General features: G+C 72.8%; 14 protein-coding genes. 12 read left to right on the forward strand and 2 right to left on the reverse strand.

Annotation, left to right across the window (positions count from 1 at the left end; genetic code table 11):
* Positions 1-366 (reverse strand): DUF4439 domain-containing protein (locus tag Q0444_RS03520; protein WP_299021472.1); only part of this gene is annotated, 366 nt, incomplete at its 3' end.
* On the reverse strand, positions 363-836 hold the full coding sequence (locus Q0444_RS03525; protein WP_291081776.1) for a hypothetical protein: 474 nt from the start codon (positions 834-836) through the stop codon (positions 363-365). The genes Q0444_RS03520 and Q0444_RS03525, both read right to left, overlap by 4 nt.
* A 107-nt stretch (positions 837-943) precedes the next feature.
* Here Q0444_RS03525 and Q0444_RS03530 point away from each other — a divergent pair, with 107 nt between their 5' ends.
* From Q0444_RS03530 to rpsO, 12 genes are all read left to right on the forward strand, one after another.
* Positions 944-1489, forward strand: a complete 546-nt coding sequence (locus tag Q0444_RS03530; protein WP_291081774.1) for a ribosome maturation protein RimP — start codon at positions 944-946, stop codon at positions 1487-1489.
* Positions 1486-2472 (forward strand): transcription termination factor NusA, encoded by a 987-nt coding sequence (gene nusA / locus Q0444_RS03535; RefSeq protein WP_291081772.1) that lies wholly within the window; start codon positions 1486-1488, stop codon positions 2470-2472. The genes Q0444_RS03530 and nusA overlap by 4 nt, the downstream gene beginning before the upstream one ends.
* 180 nt (positions 2473-2652) lie before the next feature.
* Positions 2653-2952 carry a YlxR family protein gene (locus tag Q0444_RS03540; RefSeq protein WP_291081816.1) on the forward strand — a complete coding sequence of 100 codons (300 nt, stop codon included), beginning with the start codon at positions 2653-2655 and terminating at the stop codon, positions 2950-2952.
* 131 nt (positions 2953-3083) lie between these two features.
* Positions 3084-5945, forward strand: coding sequence for a translation initiation factor IF-2 (gene infB, locus Q0444_RS03545; RefSeq protein WP_299021480.1), 2862 nt, complete (start codon positions 3084-3086; stop codon positions 5943-5945).
* 112 nt (positions 5946-6057) lie between these two features.
* On the forward strand, positions 6058-6519 hold the full coding sequence (rbfA, locus tag Q0444_RS03550) for a 30S ribosome-binding factor RbfA (RefSeq protein WP_299021483.1): 462 nt from the start codon (positions 6058-6060) through the stop codon (positions 6517-6519).
* A complete protein-coding gene (locus Q0444_RS03555) occupies positions 6516-7481 on the forward strand; it encodes a bifunctional oligoribonuclease/PAP phosphatase NrnA (protein ID WP_291081763.1) in 966 nt (321 codons plus the stop codon). Before rbfA ends, Q0444_RS03555 begins: the two co-directional genes overlap by 4 nt.
* Positions 7465-8850, forward strand: coding sequence for an MATE family efflux transporter (locus tag Q0444_RS03560; RefSeq protein ID WP_291081761.1), 1386 nt, complete (start codon positions 7465-7467; stop codon positions 8848-8850). Before Q0444_RS03555 ends, Q0444_RS03560 begins: the two co-directional genes overlap by 17 nt.
* A complete protein-coding gene (locus tag Q0444_RS03565; RefSeq protein WP_291081759.1) occupies positions 8847-9773 on the forward strand; it encodes a metallophosphoesterase in 927 nt (308 codons plus the stop codon). The genes Q0444_RS03560 and Q0444_RS03565 overlap by 4 nt, the downstream gene beginning before the upstream one ends.
* On the forward strand, positions 9770-10489 hold the full coding sequence (locus Q0444_RS03570) for a 4'-phosphopantetheinyl transferase (RefSeq protein WP_299021489.1): 720 nt from the start codon (positions 9770-9772) through the stop codon (positions 10487-10489). The genes Q0444_RS03565 and Q0444_RS03570 overlap by 4 nt, the downstream gene beginning before the upstream one ends.
* A complete protein-coding gene (gene truB / locus Q0444_RS03575; protein ID WP_291081755.1) occupies positions 10486-11397 on the forward strand; it encodes a tRNA pseudouridine(55) synthase TruB in 912 nt (303 codons plus the stop codon). Before Q0444_RS03570 ends, truB begins: the two co-directional genes overlap by 4 nt.
* A gap of 23 nt (positions 11398-11420) precedes the next feature.
* The gene (locus Q0444_RS03580; RefSeq protein WP_291081753.1) at positions 11421-12398 is read left to right on the forward strand and encodes a bifunctional riboflavin kinase/FAD synthetase; all 978 of its coding nucleotides are present in this window, start codon (positions 11421-11423) and stop codon (positions 12396-12398) included.
* A gap of 129 nt (positions 12399-12527) precedes the next feature.
* Positions 12528-12797, forward strand: coding sequence for a 30S ribosomal protein S15 (gene rpsO, locus Q0444_RS03585; protein ID WP_291081751.1), 270 nt, complete (start codon positions 12528-12530; stop codon positions 12795-12797).
* The last annotated feature ends 296 nt before the right edge of the window (positions 12798-13093 follow it).

The raw sequence follows: 13093 nt of genomic DNA on the forward strand, positions 1-13093 counted from the left end.
CCCCCCGGGGGAGAACGCCGCCCGGCGCGCGGTCGCCACAGGGGCGGGGTTGGGGCCCGCAAGGAAAAACCTGCGCCCCGGGGGGTTCCCCCCGCCCCCGCCCCCCCCCCGCCACGCCTCGCAGCAGTCCGATTCCAGCCGGATGGCCAGCAGGACCGGAGAGGTCGAGACGTCGGGCGCCGTGAGATAGCCGACCGGCGCAGGGGCGGCGCCGGGCCACAGCCTCTCGGCGGCATCGCGGCGGGCACGGTGGGCGGCGAGCTCCCGTCGCACCGCCGCTCGGATCCCGGCGTCGGCGCCGGCGAGCACGAGACCGTAGCCGTAGACGGCGGCGTCCTCGGCCGCGAGCCCGGGCGGCGTGGTCACGCGAGCACCACCTCGAGCGCCGCGGTGCAGGCCGCCGACACCGAGGCCGCGAGCTCGGAACGGTATCCCCGCGAGGACTCCGCGACCTCCCCGGCGCGTCTGGCGTCGTCGCGCATCCGCGCGCGCACCTGTCCGATGGGCGGGCAGACCGGGGGCGGTCCGGTCTCGGCCGTCCCCTCGGCCGTCCCCTCGGGCGCGAGCCGGCGGATCTCGGCGGACAACCGCTCGGCCTGCGTCCGTCTGGCGTCGGCGATCCGGCGGAGCCGCGCCACGTCCTCCCCGTGGGTGGCGTCCGCGGCGGCGAGCTCCCGCGCATCTCGTTCGGCGGCGTCGGCCAGCTGCTGGAGGGGGTCCGGCTCGTCGGCCGCCCGGGGCGGCGTGCAGCCTCCGGCGGCCACGAGCCCGCCGACGCCGGCGGTCAGGCCGACGAACCGGCGTCGCGACAGGGGAGCGGGGGCGGAAAGGGGCACCACGACATCCTGCCAGGGGGCGGGGCCTGCGGGGTGGAGGCGGTACAGTGATCCGGCCCGACCGCAGACCCGGATCGGGAGTCACCAGTACCGACGCCAGGAGCATCGTGATCGTCCCCGAGCCCGACAGGGCCCACATCAGCAAGACGGTCTCCGACCGTGGTCTCCAACTCGAGGAGATCCGGGAGGATTCCCGGTCGACCACCTGGCAGGTCGTCGTCGTGGTCGATGGTGACAGGGGGGTCTCGCTCGACGACCTCGCGGAACTGTCCTCCGCGTTCGACTCCGTCGCGGAGGCCTGGGGCGGGCCCGAACGCGCCGTGACCCTCGAGGTGACCAGCCGCGGGGTGGACGCGCCCCTGGAGCAGCCGCGGCACTGGCGACGGGCCCGCGGACGCCAGGTCGACGTCTCCTACGTCGACGGCGTCGACGGACCCGCCCGCGGACGGGTCGGCGATCTGGACGAGGAGGCCGGTTCGGTGCGGCTCGTCTCGAGGTCGGGTCGTGGGATGCGGGTCGACTCGGTAGCGTTGGAAGACATGGCCCGCGCGGTGATCCGGGTGGAGTTCCAGCCCGCGCCGGCGGATGAACTCGCCCTCCTCACGGAGCCCGAGAACCCCGGACGTGGCGTGCGAGAAGGAGAGAACAGTTGAACATCGACATGGCGGCCCTGAACATGCTGTCCCAGGAGCGGGAGATCCCGCTCGACGACCTGGTGCGGACGCTGGAGAATGCACTGCTCACCGCGTACAAGCGGACCGAGGACGCCCATCGGGTCGCCCGCATCGAGTTGAACCGCAAGGCCGGGACCGTGGCGGTCATGGCCGCCGAGGTCGACGACGAGGGAAACAGGATCGGCGAGTTCGACGCCACCCCGTCCGACTTCGGGCGGGTTGCCGCGTCGACGGCTCGTCAGATCATCCTCCAGAGGCTCCGCGAGGCCGAGACGGAGCGGATCTACGGCGACCTGGTCGCGCGCGAGGGGGAGGTGGTCAGCGGCGTCATCCAGTCGGATTCCCGCGCCAACGCCCGCGGAATCGTCGTGGTTCACATCGGACCGGAGAACGGGGGAACCGAGGGCACGATCGCGCCGGCCGAGCAGGTGCCGGGCGAGACCTACCGTCACGGCGAGCGCATCAAGTGCCACGTCGTGGGCGTGCACAAGGGGCCGCACGGCGCCTCGGTCTCCCTCTCCCGCACCCACCCGGACCTGGTCCGCGGGCTGTTCGCGCTCGAGGTCCCCGAGATCGGGGACGGGTCGGTCCGCATCGCGGCGATCGCGCGCGAGGCCGGGCACCGGACGAAGATCGCCGTCGAGACGACCGTGTCGGGGCTCAACGCCAAGGGGGCGTGCATCGGCCCGAACGGGGCTCGCGTCCGAGCGGTGATGGCGGAGTTGAACGACGAGAAGATCGACATCGTGGACTACGACGAGGACCCCACGGTGTTCGTCGGGAACGCGCTTTCGCCCGCCAAGGTCATCTCCGTGACGGTCGCGGACGCCGACCTCCGGGCTGCCCGCGTGGTGGTCCCGGATTATCAGCTCTCGCTGGCGATCGGGAAGGAGGGCCAGAACGCCCGCCTGGCCCACCGCCTGACCCAGTGGCGCATCGACATCCACAGTGACGCGGAGTGAGTCCCGCCGCGCGCCCGACCACGCGGTCGGGCGCGCCGTTAGTGCTCACGCCGTGCAGCCTGTAGACTGAGCAGTTGTCACAGTGACTTCACGTCCACCCGGCCTCGCCGGGCGGGACGGCGAGATACCGAGGCGGCCGATTTGCGGGTGGTCAAGAACCAGCAGGACGGTCACGCCGGAGTGCCGGGTCCGATCAGGACCTGCGTCGGCTGCCGAAGTCGGGATTCAGATTCCCGGCTACTCCGGATCGTTCACGATCCGGAGACGGCGGCTCTCTTGCCGGACCCCCGCCGTCGGGCGGAGGGACGAGGAGCCTGGGTGCACCGCGACCAGCGGTGCATCGCGACAGCACTCGACCGCAGGGCCTTCATCAGGGCCTTGCGCGTCGCCGGGAACGTGTCCCAGGACGCGATCTCGGAGGTGGTCGGGACTCTCGTCGTCCCGGGCACGAGACCACCCGCCGGCCACAATGGCCGGTAGGGGGAGCACAAGAAGAGGAACGGACCAGACACGATGAGAACACCGTGAAGCTCCAGCGATGAACGTCCATCGAATGTAGACCGAGGTCGCGCGGCCAGCCCTGCCGTGGAGACCTCGCAGTGAGGAGAGCAGTGGCAGGCAAGCCCCGGGTACACGAGCTGGCAAAAGAGTTCGGTATCACCAGTAAAGAACTTCTGACGAAACTCCGCGATCAGGGAGAGTTCGTCAAATCCGCGTCGTCGACACTCGAGGCCCCGGTCGTCCGGCGCCTCCGCCAGTCGCACGCGCCGGCCGACGGCGGCACCGACGCCGCACCGGCCGCGCCCGCGACGGGTGGATCCAGCGCGCCGAAGCCCGGCGCGGCGTCCAAGCCGGCTCCCGGCCCCCGTCCGGGGGCGGATCCGCGCAAGGCGGCACCCAAGCCCGCCGCCGAGCGGCCCACCCCGGGCGCCAGGCCCGCGGCTCCGGCCCCGTCACCGGCGCCGCAGCCCCCCGCGGCCGAGCGGCCCACCCCGGGTGCCAGGCCTGCGGCTCCGGCGCCGACGCCGACGCCGCAGCCTGCCGCCGAGCGGCCCGCCCCGGAGGCGGCTCCCGACGCCCCGGCGGCTCCCGCCGCGTCGCGTCCGGCTCCCGGCCCGCGTCCTGCGGGTCCGAAGCCCGGCCCCAAGGCTCCGCGAGTCGGCAACAACCCGTACTCGAGCGGGACCACTCCTGCGCCGCGTCCGCAGGGCGGCGCCCGCCCGGCACCCGGCCAGGGCGGTCCCCGTCCCGGGGGTGCCCGTCCGGGCGCGCCTGGTCAGGGCGGTCCCCGTCCGCCGCAGCGTCCGGGTGCCCCGGGTCAGGGCGGTCCCCGTCCGGCGCCCGGCAACATGCCGCCGCGTCCCAGTCCCGGCCAGATGCCCGGTCAGGTCGCGCGTCCCGCGGCCGGTCGCGGTCGCCCGGGCGGGCCGGCCGGCCGGCCGGGTGGCGGAGGCTTCCGCCCCGGTGGCGGCGGCGGAACCGGCGCTCCCGCGGCCGGAGGCGGCGGTTTCCGCGGTCGCCCGGGTGGCGGTGGCGGTAACCGTGGTCGCGGCGGTGCCGCGGGTGCGTTCGGTCGCCCCGGCGGCGCGCCCCGCAGGGGCCGCAAGTCCAAGCGGCAGAAGCGTCAGGAATATGACTCGATGCGGGCCCCCGAGGTCGGCGGCGTCCGGTTGCCGGATGGTCGCGGCCAGGTCCTGCGCCTCGCGCAGGGTGCCTCGCTGAGCGACTTCGCGGACAAGATCGACGTCAACCCGTCCCAGCTGGTCCAGGCGCTGTTCAACCTGGGGGAGATGGTCACCGCGACGCAGTCCGTCACCCCGGAGACGCTGCAGCTCCTCGGCGAGGAGATGGGCTTCAAGGTCCAGGTCGTCAGCCCCGAGGACGAGGACCGTGAGCTGCTCGACTCGTTCGACCTGTCCTTCGGTGAGGATGAGGGCGGCGAGGACGATCTCGAGATCCGCCCCGCGGTCGTCACCGTGATGGGTCACGTCGACCACGGCAAGACCCGGTTGCTCGACAGCATCCGGTCCGCCAAGGTCGGCGAGGGTGAGGCCGGTGGCATCACCCAGCACATCGGCGCCTACCAGGTCACGGTTCCGGTCGACGGATACGACCGCACGATCACCTTCATCGACACCCCCGGTCACGAGGCGTTCACCGCCATGCGTGCCCGCGGTGCCAAGTCGACGGACATCGCGATCATCGTGGTCGCGGCGGACGACGGCGTGATGCCGCAGACGGTCGAGGCGATCAACCACGCGCAGGCGGCCGACGTGCCGATCGTGGTGGCGGTCAACAAGATCGACAAGGAGGGTGCGCAGCCCGACAAGATCCGCGGCCAGATGACCGAGTACGGCCTCGTGCCGGAGGAGTACGGCGGTGACACCATGTTCATCGACATCTCCGCCAAGCAGGGTCTCAACATCGATTCGCTGCTCGAGGCCGTCGTCCTCACCGCGGATGCGTCGTTGGACCTCCGGGCCAACCCGGACATGGACGCCCAGGGCGTCGCGATCGAGGCGCACCTCGACCGTGGCCGCGGCCCTGTCGCGACGGTGCTCATCCAGCGCGGCACCCTGCGGGTCGGCGATTCGATCGTCGCGGGTGACGCGTACGGCCGGGTCCGCCGGATGGTCGACGAGCACGGCGAGGACGTCAAGGAGGCGACCCCGTCGCGTCCGGTCCAGGTCATCGGCCTGACCAGCGTCTGTGGCGCCGGCGACACCCTGATGGTCGTCGACGAGGACCGCACGGCCCGGCAGATCGCCGACCGCCGCAACGCGCGCAAGCGCAACGCGATGGCCGCGCGCAGCCGCCGCCGGATCAGCCTCGAGGACCTGGATTCGCACCTCAAGGAGACGAGCCAGCTCAACCTCATCATCAAGGGCGACAACTCCGGTACGGTCGAGGCCCTCGAAGAGGCCCTCATGGGTATCGAGGTCGACGACGAGGTGCAGTTGCGCGTCATCGACCGCGGAGTCGGCGCGGTGACCGAGACCAACGTCAACCTGGCGACGGCTTCCGACGCCGTGATCATCGGGTTCAACGTCCGAGCCGAGGGCAAGGCCACAGAGCTTGCCAACCGCGAGGGCGTGGACATCCGGTACTACTCGATCATCTACCAGGCGATCGACGAGATCGAGAGCGCGCTCAAGGGCATGCTCAAGCCGATCTACGAGGAGAAGAAGCTCGGACAGGCGGAGATCCGCAACATGTTCCGCTCCTCCAAGGTGGGCAACATCGCGGGCTGCATGGTGCTCGACGGCATCATGCGTCGCAACGCCAAGGCGCGGCTCATCCGCGACGGCAACGTCGTGGTCGAGGAGATGACCGTCTCCTCACTGCGCCGCGAGAAGGACGACGCGACAGAGGTCCGCGAGGGCTTCGAGTGTGGCCTGACGGTGACGTACTCCGACATCAAGATCGGCGACGTCATCGAGACCTACGAGCTCGTCGAGAAGCCGCGCGACTGACGTCGACGGTGACACTAGTGGGGGCAGGTTCCGTGGTGCACGGGCCTGCCCCCACGGCATGCTGGGGAAGAAGCGGTCGCACGGCGACCGCGCCACGTCTAGGAGGATCGCCATGGCCGGTAAGGGACGGGCCGGACGGCTCGGCAAGCGGATCGGGGAGATCGTCGCGACGGCGATCGAACACGAGATCAAGGATCCGCGTCTGGAGTTCATCACCATCACGGACTCCAGGATCACCGCCGATCTCCGGGTGGCGACGTTGTACTACACGGTCCGCGGGACGACTCTCGACGAGGAACCCGACCTCGAGGCCGCGGAGGACGCCCTCGCCACGGCCCGGGGACGGCTCCGGACGATGGTGGGCAGGCAGACCGGGGTCAAGTTCACCCCCGAGCTGACCTTCGTGCTGGATTCCGTGCCGGATGCGGCGCGCCAGATGGAGGAGTTGCTGGCCAAGGCCCGCGCGCAGGACGAGATGGTCCGCCGCGTGGCGGAGGGCGCGCGCCCGGCGGGTGACGAGGACCCCTATCGGAGGGACGAGGAGGCGGCGTCACCGGAGGACGACGACCGGTGACCGCCCTGGTGGACGCCGGCGGCGCGGCCGAGGTGCTGGCCCGGCACCGCGAGGTGACCGTCCTCTGCCATATCCGGCCCGACGCCGACGCCCTCGGCAGCTCCGCGGGTCTGGCCCGGGCGCTGCGTTCGCGGGGCGTCACCGTCCACCACTCCTTCGATCCCGGGATCGTCCCGGACGCCCTCCGGGTGATCCCGGGCACGGAGCACGTGATCCCGCTGGGTGAGGTGCCCCTGCACCGTGGTCTCGTGGTGACGCTGGACTGCGCCAGCGCGGACCGTGCCGGTGACTGGACGCCGCTCGCCGACGCCGCCACGGAGGTCCTCGTGGTGGACCATCACGGGTCCAACCCCGGGTTCGGGTCGCACCTCCTCCTGGACCCGGGCGCGGCGTCGACCGCGTCCCTCGTCCTGGACATCCTCGACGCCGGGCGCTACGAGATCGACGCCGACGTGGCGACGAGCCTCTACGCCGGTCTGGTGACCGACACCGGCTCCTTCCGCTGGGGCGGTCCGGGCTCTCACGACACGGCCCGGCGCCTGCTCGCCGCGGGCGCGGAGTCGATCGACCTCGGCTTCGCGTTGCTCGACGCACACCCGTTCTCCTGGCTCCCCGTCCTGGGCGGTCTGCTGGCCTCGGTCCGTCTCGAGGCGTCCGCGGTGGGCGGTCGGGGCGCGGTGTGGCTGCACGTTCCCCACGCGGTGATCGCGACCGCGGAGGAGGCGGACGTCGAGTCGATCGTGTCGCACCTCCAGGGGGTACGCGAGGCTCACGTGGCGGTCCTGCTCAAGGAGTTCCGTCCGGGGGAGTGGGCGGTGTCGCTGCGGTCCCGCGGCGGAGCGGTGGACGTCTCGGCCGTGGCCGCGGCCCTGGGCGGTGGCGGGCACCCCGCGGCGGCCGGGTGCACGATGCGGGGGGGACTCGGCGACGTCTCCGCGAGGCTCCGTGACCTCCTCGGCTGAGGTGCCCGACGACCGGTCCGTGGGGGTGGGCCGACTCGGCCGCCGGTTGTGGTCGATCGCGCTGCCCGTCCTTCCCGTGCTCGCCGCCGAGCCGCTCTACCTGCTGGTCGACGGGATCGTCGTGGGCAGGCAGGGGGCGGGGGACCTCGCGGCGCTGGGCGTCGGTGCGCTCGTGCTCCTGGTGTTGGGCACCCAGATGAACTTCCTCTCGTACGGGACCACCGCGCGCGCGGCCCGGCTCCACGGTGCCGGTCGGCGGGCCGACGCGGTGGCCGAGGGCGTCCAGGCCACCTGGATCGCGCTGTCGGTGGGGCTGGTGGTGGTCGGGACCGTGTCCGCGCTGATGGGGCCGTTGACCCGGGTGCTCGCCGCGGACGCACAGGTGGCCGCGGACGCCTCCGCGTGGCTCCGGGTGGCGGTGTGGGGCATCCCGTGCATCCTCGTGGCGTCCGCCGGCCACGGCTGGATGCGGGGGGTGCAGCGATTCCGGACGCCGCTGGTGCTGGTCGGGGTGGGGATCGGGCTCTCCACCCTGGGGTGCGTGGTCCTGGTCCCGGGGCTCGGCCCCGCCCCCTCCCTCGGCCTGGTGGGCAGCGCGTGGTCCAACCTCGCGGGTCAGGTGGTCATGGCGGGCGGGTTCCTCGCGGCCCTGGTGCTGGAGCACGAGGGCTCCCTGCGCCCGCGCGTGACCGTGATCGTCAGCCAGCTCCGTCTGGGTGTCGACCTGGTGATCCGGACGGCGTCCTTCCAGGTGACCTTCGCCGTGGCCACCACCGCGGCCGCCGCGGCCGGGGTCGAGTCGCTCGCGGCCCATCACCTCGCGCAGCAGATGTGGGCGCTCTACGCCCTCCTCCTGGATTCGGTCGCGATCGCCGCGCAGTCCCTCGTGGGTGCGGCGCTGGGTGCCGGGCTCGCCGCGCAGGGCAGGGCCCTGGTCCGGGCCGTGGTCCTGTGGTCGCTGGGTCTGGGGGTCGCGCTCGCCCTGCTCACCACCGTGTTCCGCTCCCCGATGTCCGCCCTGCTCTCGGGCGATGCGCAGGTCGCCGACCGGCTCGTGGTGGCGCTGCTGGGCATGGCCGTCGTGGTGGTGCCCGCCGCCCTGGTCTTCGGCCTCGACGGCGTCCTCCTGGGGGCGGGCGACGCCGCCTTCCTGCGCACCACCACCGTGCTCGCGGCGCTGCTCGGCTTCCTCCCGGTGCTCCTCGCCACCAGGCACTACGGCTGGGGACTCGCCGGCATCTGGTGGGGGATGGGCGCGTTCGTGGCGTTGCGTCTGGTCGCGGTGGCCTCGCGGGTCCGGGGCGACCGGTGGCTGGTGCTGGGGGCGGAGACGCCGTCCGGGCCCACCCGGGAGCAGGCCACGGCATGACCGATCACCCGAGCCTGCGCGCGGTGTCCGACCTCCACGTCGGCCACCGGGGCAACTCCGACGTCCTCGGGGACATCCGGCCCTCGCATCCGGGGGACTGGCTCATCGTAGCGGGCGACGTCGCGGAGAAGACCGACCACGTGATCGACGCCCTCGAGCGGCTGGCGGCGGCGTTCGAGCGGGTGATCTGGGTGCCGGGCAACCACGAGTTGTGGATCGGGCGCGACGACGCGGGGATCACCTCCCCCGCCAAGTACGACCGCCTGGTGGACGCGTGCCGGTCGATCGGCGTCGACACCCCCGAGGACCCGTACCCGTTGTGGACCGGTCCCGGCGGGCCGGCGTGGGTCGTGCCGATGTTCCTGCTCTATGACTACTCCTGGACGCGCGAGCCCGGCCAGTCGCGGTCCGTCGCCCTGGCCGGTGCCCGCGAGCGTCGGGTGGTGGCCTCCGACGAGTTCCTCATCGACACCGCCCCCTACCCGGACGCGGTGGCCTGGTGCCGCGAGCGGCTGGTGGCCACGACCACCAGGCTCGCCGCGCTCGACCCCGCGCACCCGACCGTCCTGGTCAATCACTGGCCGCTACTGCGGGGGCCCACCGAGGTCCTGCGCCACCCCGACTTCGCGCTGTGGTGCGGAACGGAGCAGACCTCGGACTGGCACCGCCGATACCGGGCGGTGGCCTGCGTGTACGGGCACCTGCACATCCCCCGCACCACCGTCCACGACCGCGTCCGGTTCGACGAGGTCTCCCTGGGCTACCCGCGGGAGTGGGGGGCGCGCGGTCGGCCCGATCCGCTGGCCCGGCAGATCCTGCCCGCCCCGGAACTCCCGCAGGTGCGGTGGATCCGCGGCGACGACGGGATGCCGAGGATCGCCCGACCCGGGGACACCGGGCCGGACCTGGAGGAGGAGCGATGATCCGCGACGTACTGCCCGGGGACGTGGTGGCGGTGACGTTCGACGAGTTGGGTCTCGACGACGCGGCCGCCCTCGACTCCCTGTACCCCTCCGAGGCCGAGCAGATCGGCCGGGCGGTGGAGAGCCGCCGGATCGAGTTCGCGGCGGCCCGGGCCTGCGCGCGCGAGGCGATGGACCGGATGGGCCTGCCGCCGGTACCGATCACCCGGGGTGGCCGGGGCATGCCGGTGTGGCCCGCGGGTGTGGTGGGCACGCTCACCCACACCGACGGCCTGCGCGCGGCGGCGTTGGCGCCGTCCGCCCGGGTCCGGTCGCTGGGGTTGGACGTGGAGCCGCACGGGCCGTTGGGGGACGGTGTCCTCGACGCGGTGGCCCTGCCGGAGGAGGCGGCGTGGGTGCGCGCCGCCACCGGGGAGGTGCCGTCCGTGCACTGGGACAAGGTGCTGTTCACGGCCAAGGAGGCCACGTACAAGGCGTGGTTCCCGCTCACCCGTCGGTGGCTGGGGTTCGCCGACGCGCACATCACCCTGGTGCCGGACGGGGACGACGACGAGGTGGTCGGCGGCGTGCTGCGGTCCCGGATCCTGGTGGACCCGCACGCGGTGGACGGGGGACCGGATCTGGTCGAGTTCCGGGGTCGGTGGGCCGTCCGCGACGGCTACGTCGTCTCGGCGATCGTGCTCCGGCCCGCCGGTGTGGATAACGTGGCCCCGTGACACCGCGCAGACCCGACCCCCGTCCCGCCCCCGATCCCGGACTGGTGGTGGTCGACAAACCCGGGGGGATGACCAGCCACGACGTGGTGGGACGGTTGCGCCGGTACTTCGGCACCCGCAAGGTCGGGCACGCCGGCACCCTCGACCCGATGGCCACCGGGGTGCTGGTGGTGGGCATCGAGCGGGCCACCAAGCTGCTCGGGCTGCTCGCGTTGGAGACCAAGTCCTACGAGGCCACCATCCGACTCGGCGAGACCACCACCACCGACGACGCGGAGGGGGAGGTCACCGCGCGGGTGGACGCCTCCGGGGTGACCGACGAGGCGATCGACGCCGGGGTGGCGGGGCTGACCGGGCGGATCGACCAGGTCCCGTCCGCCGTGAGCGCGATCAAGGTGGACGGCCGCCGCGCCTACGACAGGGTGCGGTCGGGGGAGGAGGTCCGGCTCCCGTCGCGGCCGGTGACGATCTCGCGCTTCGAGGTCCTCGAGCGCACGCGGACGGGCGCGGTGGTGGACCTCGTCGTCGTCGTCGACTGTTCCACCGGCACCTACATCCGCGCGCTGGCGCGTGACCTCGGTTCCACCCTCGGGGTGGGCGGCCACCTCACCGCGCTGCGCCGCACGGCCGTCGGTCCCTTCGGGCTCGACGCGGCCAGGACCCTCGACCAGCTGGAGTCCGACCCCCGGCTGTCCCTGGATCTCGACGCCGCCGCACTGATCGCCTTCCCCCGTCGTGACGTCGACGCCGACGAGGCGGAGGGGTTGCGGCACGGGCGGTGGCTCGAGGCCCGCGGCGATCGGGGGGTGACGGCGGCGGTGGGGCCCGACGGACGGGTCGCGGCACTGGTCACCGAGTCGGGGCAGCGGGCCGCTCCGGTCGTGGTCATGCGACCGGCGGGGCTGTGAACCCCGGGCGTAAGGTTGTCGCCGTGCAGCTGTGGCGGACGTTCGACGAGATCGTGATCCCTGACGGCGGGACCTCCGTCGCACTGGGGGTGTTCGACGGACTCCACCGGGGTCATCGCGGCCTCGTCGACCACGCGGTCGGTTCGGCGCGTGATCTCGGAGCGAGCCCGGTGCTGGTGACGTTCGACCCGCACCCGGTGGAGGTGATCCGGCCGGGGACCCACCCGCTGGTCCTGACGCCGCTCGAGCGGCGCGCGGAGCTGGCGGGGGAGTTCGGCATGGACGCGGTGTTCGCCCTGCCCTTCGACGCCGGGATGGCCTCGTGGGAGCCCGACGAGTTCGTGGACAGGGTCCTGGTCGAGGGGCTGGGCAGCCGCTCCGTCACCGTCGGCAGCAACTTCACGTTCGGGCGCCGCGCCGCCGGCACCCCGGGGGTGATGCGCGAGCTCTGCGCCGACCGGGGGATCGAGGTGCGGGTGGTGGACCTGCTGGAATCGGACGGGGAACCCATATCGTCGTCTCGGATCCGGCGCCTGATCTCGGACGCCGACGTCGCGGGTGCGGCGACGATCCTCGGCCGACCGCACCGGGTGTCCGGGGTCGTCGTCCACGGCGCCGGACGCGGCGGTCGCGATCTCGGGTACCCCACGGCGAACCTCGACCTGCCCGAGTACACGGCGATCCCGGTGGACGGTGTGTACGCGGGCTGGTTCACCCTCCTCGACGACCATCCGGTCGACGGGACGATCGTCCCCGGCCGCCGCTACCCCGCGGCCATCTCCGTGGGCACCAACCCCACGTTCGGCGACGCGGTGCGCAGCGTCGAGGCGTTCGTGCTGGACGAGTCGGCCGACCTCTACGGGCGCGTCGCCGCGGTGGACTTCGTCGACCACGTCAGGGACATGGAGAAGTTCACCTCGGTCGACGAGCTGCTGGTGGCCATGGACCGCGACGTCGCGCGGACCCGCACGGTCCTCGCGGCCGACGGCGCCGACGCCTGACCGCGGGGCTCGAGCTCGGGGGATTGGGCTCGCCCGCGTCCCGCCTGGTAGCGTCTCCACTCGGCCCGGCTGCGGTTCGCGGCGGCGGGGTCCTACATTTTCGCGGACTGGAACAACCAGGAGACACCCATGGCGTTGAGCACCGAAGAGAAGAAGGCCGTTCTGGCCGAGTACGGGATCCACGAGACCGACACCGGCTCGCCCGAGGCCCAGATCGCCATGCTCACCAAGCGGATCACCCAGCTCACCGAGCACCTCAAGACCCACCAGCACGACCACCACTCCCGTCGCGGACTGCTCCTCCTGGTCGGCCGCCGGCGTCGTCTGCTCAAGTACATCGCGAAGGTCGACATCGCGCGCTACCGCACGCTCATCGAGCGCCTCGGTCTGCGTCGCTGACCCCACCGTCGCGTCCCGGCCGCCGTTCCCCGTCCTCCCCGAGGGCGGGGAACAGTGCTTTCCGGGGGCGGTACCCCGGTGCGCCCCGGTGACCCGGGGCGTTTTCCCTGGTAGCCTGGACACGGCCGGTGCGCACGTACCGGGCGTCGACAGGTCCGATTGACGGTCCTCGGTAGTGGCCGCCGGAACGGCGGGTTCCCCTGGGAGGGGCACCGGTTCCGGCTGCTTCGATCGAAGACCGAGGTCGAACCGGGACGTTCCTGGCGTGTGGCCCGGCGGCCCGGCGGAAGAGATCC

Source organism: uncultured Dietzia sp. (genome assembly GCF_937873725.1).
Taxonomy (GTDB): domain Bacteria; phylum Actinomycetota; class Actinomycetes; order Mycobacteriales; family Mycobacteriaceae; genus Dietzia.